This window comes from Roseospira visakhapatnamensis (assembly GCF_014197915.1).
Classification (GTDB): Bacteria; Pseudomonadota; Alphaproteobacteria; order Rhodospirillales; family Rhodospirillaceae; genus Rhodospira; species Rhodospira visakhapatnamensis.
On record NZ_JACIGK010000035.1, the window covers coordinates 1 to 17,081 of the forward strand.

At 66.2% G+C, this 17,081-nt stretch carries 23 protein-coding genes; 7 read left to right on the forward strand and 16 right to left on the reverse strand.

Annotated features, from left to right (window positions below):
- Positions 1 to 87: 87 nt before the first annotated feature.
- The 12 genes from GGD89_RS17150 to GGD89_RS17205 all read right to left on the reverse strand — a co-directional run bounded on the left by GGD89_RS17150 (position 88) and on the right by GGD89_RS17205 (position 6,469).
- Positions 88 to 630 (reverse strand): phage baseplate assembly protein V, encoded by a 543-nt coding sequence (locus GGD89_RS17150; protein WP_184047890.1) that lies wholly within the window; start codon positions 628 to 630, stop codon positions 88 to 90.
- A gap of 102 nt (positions 631 to 732) precedes the next feature.
- On the reverse strand, positions 733 to 1,197 hold the full coding sequence (locus GGD89_RS17155) for a phage virion morphogenesis protein (RefSeq protein WP_184047893.1): 465 nt from the start codon (positions 1,195 to 1,197) through the stop codon (positions 733 to 735).
- A complete protein-coding gene (locus tag GGD89_RS17160) occupies positions 1,184 to 1,615 on the reverse strand; it encodes a phage tail protein (RefSeq protein ID WP_184047896.1) in 432 nt (143 codons plus the stop codon). Before GGD89_RS17160 ends, GGD89_RS17155 begins: the two co-directional genes overlap by 14 nt.
- Positions 1,612 to 1,770 (reverse strand): hypothetical protein, encoded by a 159-nt coding sequence (locus GGD89_RS19795; protein ID WP_221238534.1) that lies wholly within the window; start codon positions 1,768 to 1,770, stop codon positions 1,612 to 1,614. The genes GGD89_RS17160 and GGD89_RS19795 overlap by 4 nt, the downstream gene beginning before the upstream one ends.
- Positions 1,771 to 1,777: 7 nt before the next feature.
- The gene (locus GGD89_RS17170) at positions 1,778 to 2,017 is read right to left on the reverse strand and encodes a hypothetical protein (protein WP_184047983.1); all 240 of its coding nucleotides are present in this window, start codon (positions 2,015 to 2,017) and stop codon (positions 1,778 to 1,780) included.
- A complete protein-coding gene (locus tag GGD89_RS17175; RefSeq protein ID WP_184047902.1) occupies positions 2,017 to 2,757 on the reverse strand; it encodes a structural protein P5 in 741 nt (246 codons plus the stop codon). Before GGD89_RS17175 ends, GGD89_RS17170 begins: the two co-directional genes overlap by 1 nt.
- Complete coding sequence (locus GGD89_RS20245) at positions 2,754 to 3,059, reverse strand: hypothetical protein (RefSeq protein WP_246423197.1); 306 nt, start codon at positions 3,057 to 3,059, stop codon at positions 2,754 to 2,756. The genes GGD89_RS17175 and GGD89_RS20245 overlap by 4 nt, the downstream gene beginning before the upstream one ends.
- Positions 3,060 to 3,063: 4 nt before the next feature.
- Entirely contained in the window at positions 3,064 to 3,297 is a 234-nt protein-coding gene (locus tag GGD89_RS17185; RefSeq protein WP_184047905.1) for a tail protein X, read from the reverse strand.
- Complete coding sequence (locus GGD89_RS17190; RefSeq protein WP_184047908.1) at positions 3,297 to 3,773, reverse strand: head completion/stabilization protein; 477 nt, start codon at positions 3,771 to 3,773, stop codon at positions 3,297 to 3,299. Before GGD89_RS17190 ends, GGD89_RS17185 begins: the two co-directional genes overlap by 1 nt.
- A gap of 103 nt (positions 3,774 to 3,876) precedes the next feature.
- Positions 3,877 to 4,548, reverse strand: a complete 672-nt coding sequence (gpM, locus tag GGD89_RS17195; RefSeq protein ID WP_184047911.1) for a phage terminase small subunit — start codon at positions 4,546 to 4,548, stop codon at positions 3,877 to 3,879.
- A complete protein-coding gene (locus GGD89_RS17200; protein ID WP_184047914.1) occupies positions 4,548 to 5,564 on the reverse strand; it encodes a phage major capsid protein, P2 family in 1,017 nt (338 codons plus the stop codon). The genes gpM and GGD89_RS17200 overlap by 1 nt, the downstream gene beginning before the upstream one ends.
- Before the next feature lie 2 nt (positions 5,565 to 5,566).
- Complete coding sequence (locus GGD89_RS17205; RefSeq protein ID WP_184047917.1) at positions 5,567 to 6,469, reverse strand: GPO family capsid scaffolding protein; 903 nt, start codon at positions 6,467 to 6,469, stop codon at positions 5,567 to 5,569.
- A 137-nt stretch (positions 6,470 to 6,606) separates the two neighbouring features.
- Between GGD89_RS17205 and GGD89_RS17210 the strand changes: the two genes are divergently transcribed.
- Positions 6,607 to 8,382 carry a terminase large subunit domain-containing protein gene (locus GGD89_RS17210; RefSeq protein ID WP_184047920.1) on the forward strand — a complete coding sequence of 592 codons (1,776 nt, stop codon included), beginning with the start codon at positions 6,607 to 6,609 and terminating at the stop codon, positions 8,380 to 8,382.
- Positions 8,382 to 9,377 carry a phage portal protein gene (locus tag GGD89_RS17215; RefSeq protein WP_184047923.1) on the forward strand — a complete coding sequence of 332 codons (996 nt, stop codon included), beginning with the start codon at positions 8,382 to 8,384 and terminating at the stop codon, positions 9,375 to 9,377. Before GGD89_RS17210 ends, GGD89_RS17215 begins: the two co-directional genes overlap by 1 nt.
- 435 nt (positions 9,378 to 9,812) lie before the next feature.
- On the opposite strand, the gene GGD89_RS17220 is transcribed toward GGD89_RS17215, so the two are convergent.
- Together GGD89_RS17220 and GGD89_RS17225 are read right to left on the reverse strand one after the other, a co-directional pair.
- Entirely contained in the window at positions 9,813 to 10,595 is a 783-nt protein-coding gene (locus GGD89_RS17220; protein WP_184047926.1) for a BRO-N domain-containing protein, read from the reverse strand.
- Entirely contained in the window at positions 10,592 to 10,921 is a 330-nt protein-coding gene (locus tag GGD89_RS17225) for a hypothetical protein (protein ID WP_184047929.1), read from the reverse strand. The genes GGD89_RS17220 and GGD89_RS17225 overlap by 4 nt, the downstream gene beginning before the upstream one ends.
- 436 nt (positions 10,922 to 11,357) lie before the next feature.
- Here GGD89_RS17225 and GGD89_RS17230 point away from each other — a divergent pair, with 436 nt between their 5' ends.
- Both GGD89_RS17230 and GGD89_RS17235 read left to right on the forward strand, forming a co-directional pair.
- A complete protein-coding gene (locus GGD89_RS17230; protein WP_184047931.1) occupies positions 11,358 to 11,600 on the forward strand; it encodes a MerR family transcriptional regulator in 243 nt (80 codons plus the stop codon).
- Positions 11,597 to 12,100, forward strand: a complete 504-nt coding sequence (locus tag GGD89_RS17235) for a toll/interleukin-1 receptor domain-containing protein (protein ID WP_184047933.1) — start codon at positions 11,597 to 11,599, stop codon at positions 12,098 to 12,100. Before GGD89_RS17230 ends, GGD89_RS17235 begins: the two co-directional genes overlap by 4 nt.
- Positions 12,101 to 12,163: 63 nt before the next feature.
- Here GGD89_RS17235 and GGD89_RS17240 read toward each other — a convergent pair whose 3' ends face one another.
- Together GGD89_RS17240 and GGD89_RS17245 are read right to left on the reverse strand one after the other, a co-directional pair.
- The gene (locus GGD89_RS17240; protein WP_184047936.1) at positions 12,164 to 12,433 is read right to left on the reverse strand and encodes a helix-turn-helix domain-containing protein; all 270 of its coding nucleotides are present in this window, start codon (positions 12,431 to 12,433) and stop codon (positions 12,164 to 12,166) included.
- A complete protein-coding gene (locus GGD89_RS17245; RefSeq protein ID WP_184047939.1) occupies positions 12,426 to 12,698 on the reverse strand; it encodes a BrnT family toxin in 273 nt (90 codons plus the stop codon). Before GGD89_RS17245 ends, GGD89_RS17240 begins: the two co-directional genes overlap by 8 nt.
- A gap of 1,232 nt (positions 12,699 to 13,930) precedes the next feature.
- On the opposite strand from GGD89_RS17245, the gene GGD89_RS17250 reads away from it, so the two are divergent.
- The 3 genes from GGD89_RS17250 to recD2 all read left to right on the forward strand — a co-directional run bounded on the left by GGD89_RS17250 (position 13,931) and on the right by recD2 (position 17,074).
- Positions 13,931 to 14,143 carry a helix-turn-helix transcriptional regulator gene (locus GGD89_RS17250; RefSeq protein WP_221238535.1) on the forward strand — a complete coding sequence of 71 codons (213 nt, stop codon included), beginning with the start codon at positions 13,931 to 13,933 and terminating at the stop codon, positions 14,141 to 14,143.
- Between the two features lie 313 nt (positions 14,144 to 14,456).
- A complete protein-coding gene (locus tag GGD89_RS17255; protein ID WP_184047942.1) occupies positions 14,457 to 14,897 on the forward strand; it encodes a hypothetical protein in 441 nt (146 codons plus the stop codon).
- Complete coding sequence (recD2, locus tag GGD89_RS17260; RefSeq protein ID WP_343058638.1) at positions 14,894 to 17,074, forward strand: SF1B family DNA helicase RecD2; 2,181 nt, start codon at positions 14,894 to 14,896, stop codon at positions 17,072 to 17,074. The genes GGD89_RS17255 and recD2 overlap by 4 nt, the downstream gene beginning before the upstream one ends.
- Positions 17,075 to 17,081 lie beyond the last annotated feature (7 nt).

Below are 17,081 nucleotides of genomic sequence, written 5' to 3' on the forward strand. Positions count from 1 at the left end.
AAAGAAGCGCTCGACAAAGTTATGCCAACAGAGTGCAGCAGCTATATGCGGCATTCCGGCTATGGCCCAACTTGATCTCGGATTACTCTAGGCGCCGGCCGGCGGGCCGGTGTTGGCCGGCCCCGGCTTGACGTCTGTGTGGACGTGATCGGCACCGACGTTGACGCCGTTGTGGGTCAAGCTCTGGCCCGTGATCTCGACATGCGGGGCCTCGATCCGGAGGGTCTCGGCGGCGCGCAGGACCAAGGCGCGGGTGGTGTCGATGGTCAGCGTGTGATCGTCGGAGCGATAGGTGATCGTGGTGCCGTCATCGAAGCGGATGACGTCGGCCTCGGGGTCGGTGTCGGGGGCCGGCAGGGCGCCGGAGTAAAGCGTCTGGACGATGACCGCGTTGGCGGGATCACCGGACGGGGCGGCGACCAGCACCTGTTGCCCGGGGCGCAGCGGGCGCCAGCTTACGAAGTTGCGTCCCACGTCGGCCGGCCAGGGCAGCCATGCGGACGTCCGACCCGCCACGGCCACGCGCACCCGCGCCCGGTCGTGATCCACGGCGGCGATGGTGCCGACGCGCAGCATGTTGCCGGCGCGGCGGTGCAGATCGGCGGTGTCGATGTCGTGATCGCGGCCCATGGCGCCACGATGCCGCCCCCAGACCGGCCCCGCGACGGCCCTCCGGTTGGAATGCGGGCATTCCAACCGAAAGGCCCGACCGAAAGGCGGGGCCGAAGAGGGTCAGGTTCGCAGGTGTTGAAGCAGCGCACGCCGCACGGCCGCCACGTCCTCAGGTGTCCAACCCAGCAGTGGGCGGGCGGGATAATCAGCGGTGCGGGGGCGGTCCTCGACCACGCGGTCGCGGCCGCCGTGGTGGTGCAGCGCGGCGATGCGCCCGTCACGGCCACGCCAGCCGATCGCCACGCGATCGCCGGCGGCCTGGATGCGCAGGCGGCGCGCCCGGCGAAGCCCGCGCATCATGGCGGCCCGCTTGCGGACGGTGCCGCCTTTCGTTTGGTCCTGGGCTTTGCGGGGCTCCCAGGGCGTGCCGTCCGGGGCGACCTGGGCGGCCATGCGCGCCTGAGTGCGCCGGCGCACCGTGCGGGCGATGTCGCGCACGACACCCCGCAAGGCGCCGGCCTCGAGTGCGCGCACGGCCCGGTCCATCCAGGCGTCGAGAGGCGCCGATCCCTCAAGCTCCGCCATGAGTGAGCCCCGGGAACAGCGCGGTCATGTCGAGGGCCTGGGCGTCGGGATCGGGCTCGCGGTCGATCGCCACCCCGTCCGGGGTCGCGACCGCGCGCACCGTCTCCGTCAGATCGATGCGCAGCTCGAGGTCCGCGCGCTCATGATCGAGGATGTCCGAGACGAACGACACCGCGTCGGGCTCGGCCGCCGGGGCGTGGCGCTGGATCCAGTCCGTGACCCACCACAACAGGGTGCGCGGATCGCCGGTCCAGTCCGTGACGATCACGACGGCTTTGTAGGCCAGTTCGAGGTGGCCGTTGCGCGGCCCGCGCGCCGCCCGGACGGTGCCGGACTCGGCCACGGTCAACAGCCGGTCGGGCGTGATCCGGAACGGGCCGGCCAGCAGATCGGCCCGCAGGTCGGTGAGCGTTCTCATGGCGCGGTCCCATGGCAGGCGCGGATCTGGGCGCGCACCTGGGCGTAATCGGCCAACAGGGGGATCAGGGGTGAGTCCGCCGGCAGCGCCTCGACAGCCTCGGCGGCGGCGGCCAGGGTCGCGTGGTCGTAAGCCATCAAGGGCGGGCAGACCACGGCGGGCTCAGAACCGGCCGTCGCGCAGGCGGCGAGCCAGAGTGTCGCGGTCGCGAGGGCGATCGCCCGCCGCGTCCAGCATGCGGCCTTGCGCATCGGCGGTCTTCTCCATCAAGCGGACGTGTGCGGTACGGTTGGCATCCCGGGCGGCGTCGCCCCGGATCCACATAAACGCCATGACGGCCGCCCCGGCCGCGAGGGCCATGCGACCCAGGCGCCCCAACAGCGCGCGCAGAACCGGGCCCATCAAGCCGTCTCCAGACGGTGCTTGCGGGCGAGCAACAGCAGGATGGCCAGCACGGCCAGACCGGCCAGAGCCCCGCCAACCCACGGGGCGGCGGTGATCAGGGCGCGCACGGCCGGGTTGGTCGCCGCGTCCAACACCGCGTCCGCGTTCTCGGCCGCCACGGTCAGCACCGTGCCGCCGACGGCGAGAAGGCCCGCCGCGCCCGTCTTGCCCGTGCTGGTCTGGCGCAGCGGGCGCGGCGCCGGCTTGGTCGGGAGCGCCGGCGCCGGCCGGTCGGTGATCAGCACCGGCGGCTCGATCCCGGCCAGGGCAAGGCCCGTGTCGATCATGGCGCGGTCATAGGGCTGCATCCCGTTCTCGTGGCTTATGATGGCCTCGACCAGGGCGCGCGCGACGTCGTAGGTGTGGACGTCGATCGCCGTGTCGTGCGCCACGCCGAGGCGGTCGGCGACCATGCGGATATAGGCCTCGGTGTTGTTCTGGTCCGCCTTCGGCGCCCATCGGCTGATCATGCCGCGCACGGTGCGCAGGCCGTGTTTGTCCTGGTAGGTGATCAGGACGCGGGCCAGGGCGCGGATGCCCCACTTGGGGGCGGCGAACACACAGAACCGGGGCTCGGCGCGCTGTTCGGCCGTCATGTCGGCCGGGTCGGCCAGCCCCTGCCAGGGGGCACCCCGTTCGATGTTGCCGGGGTTGTGGTTGCGGATCCCCCGAGGCACGGAGAACGGACGATCGGTCATGGCTTGGGACCTCCCATAACGAGTTGCGCCCCGCCCCACAGGAGAGCGAGCGCGCCCAGGGCAATCGCGGTGATGACGCCCCCGATGGCCTTGTCGGTGTGGCGACGCAGGAAGCCGGCAAAGCGCAGGTCGCGGCGGAACTCTTCGACCTCGGCCGGCTGTCGGACGTCCACCCCGAGCATCGCGAAGAACTCGCGGGCGGCGTGGCGGCCGACGTTGGCCGCGATGCGGTCGACGAGGTCGTCGGCATAGGGGCAGCGGTCGGCGTCGCAGTCGGGCGCGGTGTTCGGGGGCGGCGTCATGGTCTCACCAGAGTGTGTGCGTGGGCGTGGGATCGGGCGCCGTGCGCGGCGGCAGGGCGACGGGCGTTCCGGCCGGCAGGATCAGACCGAGGGCGGCGAGGCCCCGGTTGGCCGGGGCGTCCAGGATGACCTCCGTCATGGCGCTGTCGTGGTAGGTGCGCCACGCGATGGCGTCGACGGTGTCGCCGGGACGGGCGCGGGTCAGGCCCAAGGCGGTTGGGGTCGGGGAAGAGGCCATCAGATCAGCTCCACCACGGTGCGGGGCCGGCCCATCAGGCGCGACAGGGCTTCGTGCGCCCGGCCGAGCCAGTCGTCGGCGGTCGGCTCGAGCGCGTCGGCGCGGTCGTGACCGTCGCCGGTGGCGTGGAAGTCCCGGGTGGCGCGAATGACGGCGGCCCGCACCCGCCCGTCGAGGGCGGCTTGCCAACGCCAGACGGCCAGCGGGGTGCCCTCGATGCTCCGGTGCGGGTCGACCTCGGTCAGGGACGCCGCGCCTTTGGCCTCGCGCTCGGCCCGCCACTCGGCGAGCACGCCGGCGATGGCGTCGGCTTCCTCGCGCACCACCGGGGTCAGGCGCGCGTCGGTCCAGGTGCCGTCCAGGCCGGTGCGAACCCGCAAGGCGGTCACGTCGACGGCCGGATACCAGCCGTCCGGATCTACGGCGATGATCACCGGATCGGCCGGGACGGCGGAGTGCGGAATGACGGAGACCATGCAGCGTGCTCCCGCGTGAGGGGACCGGGGCCGAAGCGAAGGAGGAGATACGCTCCGCTTCGGCCCCTAAGCGTGCGAGGGAGGAACCCGGATCCCCCGCGCGCTATGCGGTGTCCGCCGATCCCGGATCGGGATCGGGGACGGACAGGGTTTTGCGCAGACGGTCGAGGGCTTTCTTGACCCCCGCCCCCCGGTCGAGGGCATAGGCCCGCTCCAGCCGATCCAGGGCGAGGGCCGGGTCAGTGTCCTCGACGGCGAGACCGAGCACCTTGAGCGCCTTGGCGCGCACCGGGTCGTGCATGTCGTGATCGGCGGTCAGGGTCAGCGCCGTGTCGAGATGCGGCAACACGGCCGGATCATCGGCGGCAGCGTTGGCCAGCTCCTCGACCAGCCACGTCGCGGCGTCGCGGTCGAAGCCGTCCGGCATGGCCAACCCGTGGCGGACCACATAGCCCGCGATGCGCAGCACCACCGGCCAGGATTGCGCGTCGCGCGCCCAGATCATCATCTGCACCACGATCGCGTCCTGGCGGCCGCTGTCGGCGTCGATCACGCCGTCCACATAGGGCATGTAGCCGGGCAGCAGCTCGGCCTTCATCTCGCCCCGGGTCGCCATGGACTTGACGGCGCGGATGCGATCGAGGTCCGCCTTGAGACGGCGCAGCATGACGTCCAGGCCGGACGTCCCCGTGGGCGCGACAGACGCGTCCGCCGCGCGCGCGGCATCCATGCGGGCGAGCGACCGGGCGCGCGCGATCTGGGCCGGGGTCGCCATCACGCCCACCCGCCGGCGCCGTCGGGCACCTGGATGCCCTCGATCAGGCAACAGGCGCCCGTGTCCTCGATCACGTAGCCTTCGTTGACGGACTGGAAGTCGACGATGCGGTCCCAGGACGGCTGGTCTTCGATCTGGCGGCGCCGGGTATCCGTCTGCCAGTAGATGGACAGGTTCTTCGGATTGGCCAGCAGGATCGAAACGGTGGGGAAGAACGGCACGAACTGGGCGGTCTTGCCACCGACGGCACGGTGCGCCTGAAGGGTCTTCAGGGCCTCGGCTTCCGTGGGCGTGCCGCTGTGGACCTCGATCAGGCCGAGCATGCGTTCGCTGTACAGGGAGCGCCCGCAGATGGCGATGATGTTCGGATCGTCCTTGTACCAGTCCTCAAGGTAGGTGTTGACGGCGTCGAAGATCAGGCCATCGAGGGTCTTGTAGTCGGCCCCCGCCTGCTCGCCCACCTTCGGCCCGGCGAACACGCGCCCCGGATCGGCCGTGCGCAGATATTCCAGCCAGCCCACGTTGACGTCCTGCAGCAACTTGTTGGCGACCGGGTCCGTGTTGGCGGCAGCATGGGTTCCGTTCCAGCCGATGGTCAGGCGATCGCGGGCGATCTGTTCCACCACCTTGTTGCGCACCCGGGTCTGGAAATCCGGGAACTTGGCCCAGGCGTCCAGGGTCTCGTAGCGAACGAAGCTGTCGAAGTTGGTCTGGACGGTCTGATAGTCGCGCCGCCCCAGGCCGTGGATATCGCGGGGCTGGCGTTGGGTGCTCTTGGTGTCGGTGCGCCCGGCGATGGGACCGGTGGTGCCGAGGCCGAGGACCTGCCCGGACGGCTGGGCGACCCCGGTCACGTTGACGCGCTGGAGGAACTCGGCCGACTGCTGGATCCGGTTCTCCAGGGTCTGTTCGACGGTGGGGGCCACCGCGAACTTCTGGGTCGCGTCCGGGATCCCATTGAGGCGCGCGAGGTCCGCGCAGTAGGCGTTGAAGACGCCGCGGGTGTCGTTGCGCATACCTAACAGTCCGTCTTGAGGGAAGCGGTGGAGGTGCCGCCGGCCGACAGGGGCCGGCCGGCGGTGGCGGGGATGTGGCTGAGGGTTTCAAGGAGCTGGTCGAAGCGCGCGCCCAGGGCCGCGACCGGGGCATCGTCACGAGTGGGGGCGGCGGGCGACGTCTGACCCGGAGCGGGGGCCGAGGACGCGCCCGCCGCCGTCGCCGGCGGCTGCGTGGGGGGAACGGCAGCCGGAGCCGGCGAACCGGAGGAGCCGGGGGAGCTGGACAGAAGGGTGTGCAGGTCGGCGCGGAGGGACCCTAGGGCGCCTGCCATCTCGACGGCCGCCGATTCCAGGCCGGTCAGGCGGGCGTCGGTCTTGCGGCTCTCGCCGCTGAGGTGCTGGCGGATGCGCTCGACGAAGCCGGTGTCCGGGGTGTCCTCGGCCAGCGGGCCGACGTGTTCCACGGCCTCGCTGAACAGGTGGTCGCGCATCGCCTCCGGCAGGGTGCCGGCGCCGGCACTCAGTTTGATGAGCTCGGTCCCGAGCGAGGCCGGGGTGTCGGTGACGGACAGGCCATGCATGTAGGCTTTGCCGGTGCCGGCCATGTTCGGCATCATCTCGATCGACCAGTAGACCTTGTCCCGGTTCTGGGCGAGTTTGATGAGGCGGTCGGTGGCGTCGACCTGGGCCAGCAGCACGCGCGCCCCCGTTTCGGAATCGGTCTCCGCCCGCAGGGCCAGGACGTCGCCCAGCGCCGACAGGGGCGAGTCCGGCAGGATGGAGCGGAAGTGTTCGACGAACACCCGGGCGCCGTAGGTGCGCGGGTTGTAGGTCTCCGCCATCTCGTCGATCTGCTGGGGGGTGATCTCCCGCCCGTCGATGGTCTTGCCCGACTGGCAGACCCGGAACCACTTGGTGCGCACGCGCTCTCTCCGTTCATTGGACGGGTTCGCTTTCGGGCAGCGTGCGCGGAGGGATTGGGCGGAGACCAGGGCCTCGCGGTTGGAATGCGGGCATTCCAACCCGCGCAGGCGTGCGTTGCGCGGATCGGCGCGGCCCCATGGGCGCCATGACGACCGACACCACATCGCGCACCGACGCCCGCGCCCTGTACTGGCAGGGCCACGCCGTCGCCGACATAGCCCGGCGGCTGGCAATCCCCTATGGCACCGTGGATAGCTGGAAGCGCCGCGACAAATGGGACGAGGCCCCGCGCGCGGCCCGGATCGAGGACGCGGCCGAACGCCGGCTCGCCGTCCTGATCGCCACGCCGGACAAGTCCGAGCGCGAGCTGGACGAGATGGAGCGCCTCGGCCGCCTGATCGAACGCACCGCGCGGGTGCAGAAGTACGAGACCACGGGCCGCGAGTCCGACCTCAACCCCGCCATCCAGAACCGCGCCGAGGGCCGCCGCAAGGCGAAGGTCGCCAAGAACACCCTGACCGAGGATCAGGTCGCCGCGTTGCGCGCGGACTTCCACGCTCCCCTGTTCGCGTACCAAAAGACCTGGTGGCAGGCGAAGGCCGAACACAAGCGGCGCAACATCCTGAAGTCCCGCCAGATCGGCGCCACATGGTACTTCGCCCGCGAGGCCGCGCTCGACGCCCTGGAGACCGGCGACAACCAGATCTTCCTGTCCGCCTCCAAGGCCCAGGCGCATGTGTTCAAGAGCTACATCGTCGCCTGGATCAAGGACGTCACCGGGGTGGAGCTGCAGGGCTCCCCCATCAAGCTCGGCAACGGCGCGGAACTGTACTTCCTGGGCACAAATACGAAGACCGCCCAGAGCTACCACGGCCACGTCTACCTCGACGAATACGCCTGGATCGGCAAGCTGGCCGCGTTCAAGAAGGTCGCCTCGGGGATGGCGACCCACAAGAAGTGGCGCCTGACTTACTTCTCGACGCCGTCGACCATCGGCCATGACGCGGCCGCCTTCTGGGACGGGCGGGAGTTCAACCGCGACCGCCCGCGCGAGGATCAGGCCGCGTTCGTGCTGGCGCACGAGGTGCTGAAGCACGGCGCCGTTGGGCCGGACGGCGTGTGGCGGCACATGGTCACGATCGAGGACGCGGCCGCGCAGGGTTGCGACCTGTTCGACCTGGAGGACCTGCGGCGGGCCTACAACGAGCGCGATTTCGCCAACCTGTTCCTGTGCCAGTGGGTCGACGACGCGGCGTCGTTCTTCACCTTCGCCGAGCTGCAGAAGTGTTCGGTCGATGCCTGGGACGCATGGCCGGACGTGCCGGAGGGCGACAACCGCCATAACCTCGGCCCGGTGTGGATCGGCTATGACCCGTCGCGCAGCCGCGATGATGCGTCGGTCGCGGTGATCGCGCCGCCCAAGACCGAGGGCGGGGCCTATCGCGTGATCGAACGCCTGACGTTCAGCGGGGTGGACTTCCACGCCCAGGCCGAGGCGATCCGCCAGTTGACCACGCGCTACCGGGTGGAGCGCGTCGCCGTCGACGTCTCCGGCATTGGTGCCGGCGTGTTCGAGATGGTGCGCGGCTTCTGGCCCGCCGCCGTGGCCATCACCTATTCGGTCGAGACCAAGGCCCGCATGGTGCTGAAGGCCAAGCACCTGATCAGCCGCCGCCGGGTCGAATGGGACGCCGGGCAGACCGACATTCCGCTCGCCTTCCTGGCCATCCGCCAGACCATGACGCCCACCGGGCGGCAGATGACGTTCCAGGCGTCGCGCTCCGACACCACCGGGCATGCGGACGTGGCCTGGGCGATCATGCACGCCCTCGACCGGGTCGAGTTCCGCGACTTCGAAGACACCGGCGGCGGCCATCCGGCCGGCCGGCGCGGCTTTGTGGAGTTCTGTTGATGACCGAAACCGCCCCCGAGACGGCCGCCCCGGCCGAGCCCCACGTCGAGGTCTTCACTTTCGGCGATCCCGAGCCGGTGTTGGATCAGCGCGAGATCCTGGGTTACTTCGAGTCCGCCTGGAACGGGTCGTATTACGAGCCGCCGTTGTCCTTCGACGGGTTGGTGCGCGCCCTGAAGGCCAACCCGCACCATGAAAGCGCGGTCGGCCTCAAGGTCCAGATGCTGGCCAGCCTGTACCGACCCTCGCCCCTGCTGTCGCGCGCGGCCATGACGCGGATCCTGCAAGACCGGATCGTGCTGGGCAATGCCTGGATCGAGCGCGTCGATTCCGTGCTGGGCCGGCCGATGGCGTTGAAACCAACCCTCGGCCGGTTCACCCGTGTCCGCCGCGACGGCCGCGTGCTCATGCTGATCGACGGCCGGGAACACGATCTCGCCGGCGACGTCCTGCACCTGCAGCAGCCGGACCTGTCCCAGGAGATCTACGGCCGCCCGTCCTATGAAGGCTGCCTCCAGTCGGCGTTGCTCAACGAGGCCGCGACCCTGTTCCGCCGCAAATACTATGTGAACGGGTCGCACGCCGGGTTCATCCTCTACATGACCGACGCGGCCCAGGATCAGACCGATATCGACGCCCTACGCACGGCGCTGAAGAACAGCAAAGGCCCCGGCAACTTCCGAAACCTCGTGATGTACGCGCCCAACGGCAAGCCGGACGGCCTCAAGCTGATCCCGATCGCCGAGGTGACGGCCAAGGACGAGTTCCTGCACATGAAGACCGTCACCCGCGACGACGTCCTCGCCGCGCACCGCGTGCCGCCGCACCTGCTGGGCATCGTGCCCCAGAACGCCGGCGGTTTCGGCGACGTCTCCAAGGCCGCCCCGGTGTTCTGGTACCTCGAACTCCGCCCCCTCGCCATGGAGATCGAATCGGCGATCAACACATGGATGGGACAGGACGTTGTGGGGTTTGACGAGTTTGGGATTCCTTAACCCGATCTACCCAAAAAACGACACTATTATTCTATTCGAAAGGCAGTATACTTATCTTGCGTGCCATCCGGATATGTAAAGAACACATAATTTCGCTCTAAATACTCTCCTATTTCGAGGTTGTCGTTCACGTTGTTTGCCGCAGATGATATGCCATTTTGAAGCCTTTGGTATATATAGTTAATATCACTAAAATTCTCATCAGTCACAATTTTATAGCTCAATGATTGAGCTTCGGTAAATATTTCTACAAAGACATATGGGTAGTCTTCCGTTTGCACTATGCGAACACTATAATTTATTATGAAAGAACTGTTGAGGTGGAGTTTTCCCATAGATTTCCCTCACTGATGCGGTATGCGAATGCCGAATGCTTCCGGCCACTGTGCGCATAGGATGCACAGGGGGCGGGCAGGAGTCCAGGGGGGGGCGAGGTCAGAGGGCGATGCGTCCCACCCCAAACACCCAGCACCGCACAGAACGCCCGGTTAGGCCGCTGTTGACGGTCAGGCGGCCGAGGAACGGCGGGTCCTGGCACGCCTTCAGGGCCGTTCGGAGCGGGGTGTCGATCACCACCGGGATCCCATGCGCCGCGAAGTGGGCGGCGACCTCCTTCAGGTTCACCGCGATCCGATCCGGGCGGCGGGCGTGGTTCCACCGCACGCCCAGCTCCGTCAACCGATCCAGCCCGGCGAAAAACGGCGCCGCCACGTCGGGCAAGGGCGGAGCATCCCGCCCGATCTCCTCCAGGGGCGGCGCCTCGACACCCCACGACGCGCACAAGCGCACCAGGAACGCATAGTGCGTCCGCCGCAGCGCCGGGTTCGTCTCCAGCTTCAACTGCCGCATGACCCGCGCCGCCTGGACCGGCACGCGCAGATCGCCGCCCGTCGCGGCCCCATACCCGCCCGTCTTGCGGATGGTGGGCAACACGTCGGCTGTGACCCACTTCTTGAACCGCTTCGCCACCGGTTTTCGGCTGGTGAACGTGAGGCTGTACAGGCCTGACTCGTTGACCAGGGTCATGTCCTGGGGTCCGCCAAGGGTGTCGGTAGTAACGACACCCTTTTCATCGTCATCAAGCCGCGCGGCGGCATCGCGCGAGTTCGCGATACCCAGCACCCGGCAGACGTCAGCCAGCACGAACCAGGGCTCCCCCTGTCGCTCCGCCATGCGGACCGGTAGGGTTTCGAAGTCGAACGCGACGATCTCACTCATGACGCGCCGCCCGGCGTGCGGCCCGTGATGGCCTCGGCGAGGCCCTGGGCGAAGCCGATCTCCACACCGTCGGCCCGCCCGGCCGCAATCATATCCGCCAGGACCTGACTGAGGGTGCCCTCACGCGAGGCATGCCGGCGCAGGTACTCCACGGTGCGCCATGCCAGGGCGCGGCCGAGTTCGCAGTCCATCCGGTAGTCGCCGGTCGGCTCCACATGCCAACAGGACCAGACGCCCTTGTCGGGGATCTCGCGAATGAACGGAAGTTCAAGGGAAGGAAGGGGTTGCGGGCGGACGGACTCCGCCTGTGCGCCGGTCTGAGCCATGGCGTTGCTCCTTGTGGTCGCGATGACCGGAGCACACGGCGGTTTGAAGCGCCGCGCCCTCCGGGGGTTCAAACAACCGCCACAAGTCGGCCCCGCACGCCTTTAGGCTCGCGCCCTGGACATGCACGTGCGGCCCCCGGAGATGTCTTTGCATGGCTGATTCGGTCTTCGGGCCGGAGTCCGCTTGTGGTCAATGGAGTGTTTGAAGCTCCGCCAAAAACCCTACGCCCCACCCCGAGTCGGGTCAAGCGGGACGGTGTTCAGCGCATGGGCAAGGGCAAAAACTCCAGATTCCCATCGGTCCATTCCGATGCAATGTATTGTTATTTTAATGTTTTTTCGCCGCAGGCTATTAAAGCCTGTGCAGCATCTATGATATCCATTGCCTCTATGATACCAACGAAAAATCGTGATCACTTTTTCCGGAGACGCACGCATGGCTATTATTTGGCCCGAAAACGATGGCGAAGTGAAGTATTGGGAAGGCGAATACCTTACTACTAAAGGAGCAGCAAAAGCTCTTGGAGTAACGCCACAAACTATACGCAATTACATAAAAGACCAAAGGTATCCAAATCCACGAAAAAAAATTGAAGGAGGACGTCATTATTATTTGTTTTCGCGAAAAAAGGTTATTGAAATTGAAGCAAAGACCCGCGAGCTGAGGGGGCAAACATGAACACAGTTGCTTTTTTTTCATATTCGAGACATGACGACCAAGCTGTGGACGGCTTGCTCTCCAAGATTAGGAGTAAACTTGAAGTAGAAGTTAGGGTCAGGTCGGGCGATGAAGACCTTCAAGTATTTCAGGACACAGATGACATTGATATGGGCGACGATTGGCGATCTGTCCTAAGAGAAGCAATCGATAGTTCTGTTGTTTTTATTCCTGTTGTTACGCCCTTCTATTTTACTCGCCCCGCCTGCAGGGAAGAACTCAACATATGGCTATCAAACTATCGTACACCAGAAGAAAGAAAAAGGATTATTCCAATAAAATTTCTGCCAATTCGGACAAAAAGCGGAAATGGTGCCCAAAATGACAATCTCCGAATCGAACTTGAAAAAATACAATATCTTGATTTCCAGCCTTACAGATTTAATTCCACTCTCAGGGGCAAAATATCGAAAGATATCTCTGCCTTAGCAGATAAAATACTTAGCTTAATGCCTGACTAGGCTGACCCGAGGCAGCCATTTTTTTGTTGCCTCACGCGCGCAACGAAATCAAGAACGCTCCGCCTATGCCGCCGACAGCCAGTCCCGGATTTCCTCTGGGTGGTCGTACAACAAGCGGATCAACGCGCGCCCCGGGCCTTCCGGGGCCGTGCGCTTCTGTTCCCAGTTCCGCAGGGTGGCGACGGAGATGCCGAGCAGGTCCGCCGCCGCCTGTTGGGTGAGGCCCAGCTTGGCGCGCGCGACCGACAGCATGCCGGCCGGGGAAAGCGGCGCGGAGTTGGTCTCGTCCCATTCGGGGTTGTCGTCCCAATCATCGGGCAGATCGTCAGCCATACCGCTCTTGCTCCCTGGCATTGGCCTTCCGGACGCTGATGGACCGGAGGATGTCTCCGCGCCGGGTCCACACCGCGACATACAGGCGGTCCTCGACATAGCCGTAGGTGGCGAACCGGGCCTCGCCATAGTCGCGCCGGGTATCCTCGCGCGTCACCGTCTCGCCCTCCAGAACGGCCCCCAGAAGGGACAGGGAGACGCCGTGCTTGTCCTGATTGGCCGTCTCCTTGGCCGGGTCGAAGGTGATGGTACGTCCGGAGGTCATGGGCGGACATGATACGCTAAGAGCGTATCGCCGTCAAACGGAAGCGGGGCCGGCCGCGGCCCCGGCCCCCGCCGCTCCATCCGCCTGCCTCTGGCGCCGCGCCACCGCGGCCACTCGCCTGTCTGTCGTGCGCGGGGGGGAGCGGACGACACAAAAACGGCCGCGGATCTTTGCACCGCCGAGATGGCCGGAAGCCGCGCAAGCCTTGGGCGTTTCGTGGTAGGGTGGCAGCGGCCGATTTCTGCAATTCTCTGCACGGTTCGGCCTCGGGGCGGGACCCCGTCTTCGCCCCCAATCTTTGGGGTGCCCCCGGAAAAGAGTAACCTTGGTCATATGGCGGGATTTTGCCCGCTAACCCTCTGATTTACCGCAATAAAAATATTACTGCCGCCGGGTTATGTCGGGTAACAAAAAGAGTAATGTTTTCAGAATACCCTGACTATACACGATTTTTTGGCGGGCGCATGTGACCCTTTAAAACAGTAATGACATTACCTTTCCATTCCTCAATTGTTACTCTTCGGCCCGATCCGAAAAACCGCTTCGTTTCAACGCACTATCCCTAATCTGATCTCTTGATTGCTAATGTTACTCTTTTCCGATGGGCAAAGATTGGGGCCGCCCCTTACGCGCGCGGTCGACCACGCATGGACGTTCCCTATACCGCCCACCACGCGCTCGATGCCGGCGTTCACGTCCTCGGCCGAGCTCACATGCGACCCATTCCGCACACCCCCGCGACCAGACGCAAGCACGTCGCCGGCGGCCACTGGAATCCGTCTCCGATCGGACGGGAAGCGGCCGTCCTGGCATTTCCAGAATTCCCGTAACCCTTTGATTTGAGACGGCCAAAGTCGGGGGCTTTGCCAAACGGGCGTCTTGAAACGGCAGCAAAAGCAAAGTCCTCTTAATCAGCGGGTCCAAGGTTCGAGTCCTTGTGCGCCCACCAATTAGATCAAGGGGTTGCGGGATTTCCTGCAACCCCTTTGTCATGTCGAGAACCGGGCTGGGTAACGCCTGGGTAACGGTGTTTGCGCGGGAGCCTGCCTGATCGGGTCCGCCGTTGGCGGACAGTCGGTCCAATCAGCGATGCAGCAGATGATGGCACCCCGGCTGGGGGCATCGGCGCAGAATAGAGAGGCTACGGCGTACGAAGGGGGAATGCCATTTCCTCGCAGGGTCTTTCATGATCGGTCGGGTCAGCACTTGAACCCGCCAACGGGGAAAGTCCCATGCAAAACACCCCGGCCTCTTCGCCAGAAAGCACCATGCTGATCCCTGCCCGCATTGTTCGCGCGGAACTCGGCGGCATCAGCGACATGACCCTGTGGCGCTGGCTGCGCCGCCCTGATCTCGAATTTCCTCAACCCGTCGTCATCGCCCGACGCCGTTATTGGCGGCGGACCGATCTTGAAGACTGGAAACGACGCCTGGACACGGGATAGCCGGCGGACGTCCGTTCGACCATGCGCCTCTGATTTAGAATATGACTTTTGTCCAGTTGCGCCGAACCGTTCCCCGGGCCGGTTATGGATGGAATTGCGGAGCCTCGCCCCTTGCGTTCAGGTACTCGCCTAGCGGTCCAGCGGCCGAGGCGAAGCCGATACCCCATATGGACTTCGAACAGGTAGCCTGCCGTAACGGTGCTCGTTGTTCTGTTTCCCTTGCCGCGATATGCCGGGCAAGGCACGCTCCACAAGTCTTTCGGTGCCGTACAACCATGCTATCCCCGTGCATCGGAAGGGCGGAGCGAGCGCGATGACCGCGGACCAGGACCTTCGCGATAAGCTGCGCAAGATCGAGGCCTTGTTTGCCGGCGCGGCGACGCCCGGCGAGAAGGCAGCCGCCGGGGCAGCGGCCGACCGATTGCGCGCCCGTCTGCGCGAGGCCGTCGAGTCCGAGCGGCCCGAGGAGTTCAAGTTCAGCCTGCAGGACCCCTGGGCCCGGCACCTGTTCGTCGCGCTGTGCCGGCGCTATGGCCTGAAGCCGTTCCGGTATCGCCGCATGCATCGTCAGACCGTGTTGGTCAAGGGGCCGCCCAGTTTCATCGACGGCGTGCTGTGGCCCGAGTTCCAGGAACTGAACAGGGTCCTTTCGAGCTATCTCGCCGAGATCACGGACCGGCTCATCCGCGAGGAAGTCCATGGTGAGACCGGCGAGGCCGACGAGATCGCCGAAACACCACGGATCGGCCGGTGAACAGGCCACCGGATCAGTCCGAGCGGGAGGTGCTGGCCGGCCTGATCGAGCGGGTCACCTTCCACAATGCCGAGAACGGCTTCTGCGTGCTGCGCTTGAAGGCACGGGGGCACCGCGACCTGGTGACGGTGGTCGGCCACGCCGCCACCATCTCCGCTGGCGAGTGGGTGACCGCCAGCGGGGAATGGGTCAACGACCGGACCCATGGTTTGCAGTTCAAGGCCCGGTTCCTGAAAACCTCGGCGCCCACCTCGGTCGAGGGTATCGAGAAATACCTCGGCTCCGGCATGATCCGGGGCATCGGGCCGGTCTACGCCAAGAAGCTGGTCCGTGCTTTCCGGGACCGGGTGTTCGACATCATCGAGACCGAGCCGGACCGCTTGCGTGAGGTTGACGGCATCGGATCGATCCGCGCCCGGCGGATCGTCGACGCGTGGGCCGAGCAGAAGGTCGTGCGCGAGATCATGGTGTTCCTGCACAGCCATGGCGTCGGGACGGCCCGGGCGGTGCGCATCTTCAAGACCTATGGCGCCGACGCCGTCCAGGTCATGAGTGAAAACCCGTACAGGCTGGCGCGGGACATTCGTGGCATCGGGTTCAAGACCGCCGATCAGATCGCCATGCGCCTGGGCGTCGAGCCCACCGCCATGATCCGGGTGCGGGCTGGCATCGGCTATGCGCTCACCGAGGCCATGGACGAGGGCCATTGCGGCCTCCCGGTGGCCGAACTGGTTCCGCTGGCCCGGACCCTGCTCGAGGTCGAACCGTCGCTCGTCGAGACCGCGCTCGGCGACGAACTGGCCGAGGGCGCCGTCATCGAGATCACGCTGGGTGAGACCCGGTGCGTGTTCCTGGCCGGCCTGTACCGCGCCGAGCAGGGGATCGCTGAACGCCTGAGGGTCTTGCGCGACGGCCCGCTACCCTGGCCGTGGATCGATCCGGACAAGGCCATCCCCTGGATCGAGGGAAAGATCGGACTGGATCTCGCCGATAGCCAGAAGGCCGCCGTGCGTCTGGCTCTTGTGTCCCGGGTGGTGGTCATCACCGGCGGCCCCGGTGTGGGCAAGACGACCATCCTCAACGCCATCCTGCGCATTCTCGCCGCCAAGGGCACACGCCTGATGCTGTGCGCGCCGACCGGACGGGCCGCCAAGCGCATGAGCGAGGCGACCGGATACGAGGCGCGGACCATTCACCGCGTCCTCGAGGTCGACCCGAAGACGGGCGGCTTCAAGCGCGGCGCGGATGATGCGCTCGACTGCGACCTGCTGGTCATCGACGAGACCTCGATGGTCGACGTGTTGTTGATGCACGCGCTGCTGCGCGCCGTGCCGGACACGGCGGCCGTCCTGATCGTGGGCGACATCGACCAGTTGCCGTCGGTGGGACCGGGGCAGGTGCTCGCCGACATCATCGCCTCCGGGGCGGTTCCCGTGGTGCGGTTGACCGAGGTGTTCCGCCAGGCCGCGCAAAGCCGCATCATCACGACGGCGCACCGGATCAACGAGGGCCACATCCCCGACCTGACGAGACCCGAAGGCGAGAGCGATTTCTACTTCGTCCCGGCCGACGACCCGGAGACCGCCCTGGCGCGCATCGTCGAGCTGGTGCGGGCGCGCATCCCTGCCCGCTTCGGCCTCGATCCCATCCGGGGTGTTCAGGTCCTGTGCCCCATGAACCGGGGCGGTATGGGGGCACGCTCGCTGAACATCGATCTGCAAGCGGCCCTGAACCCCGACCCGCCGGCCCGCGTCGAGAAGTTCGGCTGGACCTTCGCACCCGGCGACAAGGTCATGCAGATCGAGAATGACTACGACCGCGAGGTGTACAACGGCGACATTGGCTTCATCGAAACCGTCGACGCCGATGCGGGCGAGTTGGCGGTCCGGTTCGATGCCCGCAGCGTCGTCTACGGCCTGGGCGATCTGGACGCCCTGGTGCTGGCCTACGCCGCGACGATCCACAAGGCACAGGGGTCGGAATACCCCGCTGTCATCATTCCGGTGATGACCCAGCATTACGCCATGCTTCAGCGGAACCTTCTCTACACTGGCGTCACCCGGGGGCGAAAGCTGGTCGTGTTGGTCGGCCAGCGCAAGGCGGTCGCCATCGCGGTCCGCAACGCCTCGGGACGGCGGCGCTGGACCCGGTTGCGTGAGAGCCTGGCCGGGCCATGAGGTCAGG

Bases quoted from the DNA above. Each gene is read 5' to 3' on its own strand.
- GGD89_RS17150 (WP_184047890.1), bottom strand. From the start codon at position 630: ATGGGCCGCGATCACGACATCGACACCGCCGATCTGCACCGCCGCGCC.
- GGD89_RS17155 (WP_184047893.1), bottom strand. From the start codon at position 1,197: ATGGCGGAGCTTGAGGGATCGGCGCCTCTCGACGCCTGGATGGACCGG.
- GGD89_RS17160 (WP_184047896.1), bottom strand. From the start codon at position 1,615: ATGAGAACGCTCACCGACCTGCGGGCCGATCTGCTGGCCGGCCCGTTC.
- GGD89_RS17170 (WP_184047983.1), bottom strand. From the start codon at position 2,017: ATGGGCCCGGTTCTGCGCGCGCTGTTGGGGCGCCTGGGTCGCATGGCC.
- GGD89_RS17175 (WP_184047902.1), bottom strand. From the start codon at position 2,757: ATGACCGATCGTCCGTTCTCCGTGCCTCGGGGGATCCGCAACCACAAC.
- GGD89_RS20245 (WP_246423197.1), bottom strand. From the start codon at position 3,059: ATGACGCCGCCCCCGAACACCGCGCCCGACTGCGACGCCGACCGCTGC.
- GGD89_RS17185 (WP_184047905.1), bottom strand. From the start codon at position 3,297: ATGGCCTCTTCCCCGACCCCAACCGCCTTGGGCCTGACCCGCGCCCGT.
- GGD89_RS17190 (WP_184047908.1), bottom strand. From the start codon at position 3,773: ATGGTCTCCGTCATTCCGCACTCCGCCGTCCCGGCCGATCCGGTGATC.
- gpM (WP_184047911.1), bottom strand. From the start codon at position 4,548: ATGGCGACCCCGGCCCAGATCGCGCGCGCCCGGTCGCTCGCCCGCATG.
- GGD89_RS17200 (WP_184047914.1), bottom strand. From the start codon at position 5,564: ATGCGCAACGACACCCGCGGCGTCTTCAACGCCTACTGCGCGGACCTC.
- GGD89_RS17210 (WP_184047920.1), top strand. From the start codon at position 6,607: ATGGGCGCCATGACGACCGACACCACATCGCGCACCGACGCCCGCGCC.
- GGD89_RS17215 (WP_184047923.1), top strand. From the start codon at position 8,382: ATGACCGAAACCGCCCCCGAGACGGCCGCCCCGGCCGAGCCCCACGTC.
- GGD89_RS17220 (WP_184047926.1), bottom strand. From the start codon at position 10,595: ATGAGTGAGATCGTCGCGTTCGACTTCGAAACCCTACCGGTCCGCATG.
- GGD89_RS17225 (WP_184047929.1), bottom strand. From the start codon at position 10,921: ATGGCTCAGACCGGCGCACAGGCGGAGTCCGTCCGCCCGCAACCCCTT.
- GGD89_RS17230 (WP_184047931.1), top strand. From the start codon at position 11,358: ATGGCTATTATTTGGCCCGAAAACGATGGCGAAGTGAAGTATTGGGAA.
- GGD89_RS17235 (WP_184047933.1), top strand. From the start codon at position 11,597: ATGAACACAGTTGCTTTTTTTTCATATTCGAGACATGACGACCAAGCT.
- GGD89_RS17240 (WP_184047936.1), bottom strand. From the start codon at position 12,433: ATGGCTGACGATCTGCCCGATGATTGGGACGACAACCCCGAATGGGAC.
- GGD89_RS17245 (WP_184047939.1), bottom strand. From the start codon at position 12,698: ATGACCTCCGGACGTACCATCACCTTCGACCCGGCCAAGGAGACGGCC.
- GGD89_RS17250 (WP_221238535.1), top strand. From the start codon at position 13,931: ATGCAAAACACCCCGGCCTCTTCGCCAGAAAGCACCATGCTGATCCCT.
- GGD89_RS17255 (WP_184047942.1), top strand. From the start codon at position 14,457: ATGACCGCGGACCAGGACCTTCGCGATAAGCTGCGCAAGATCGAGGCC.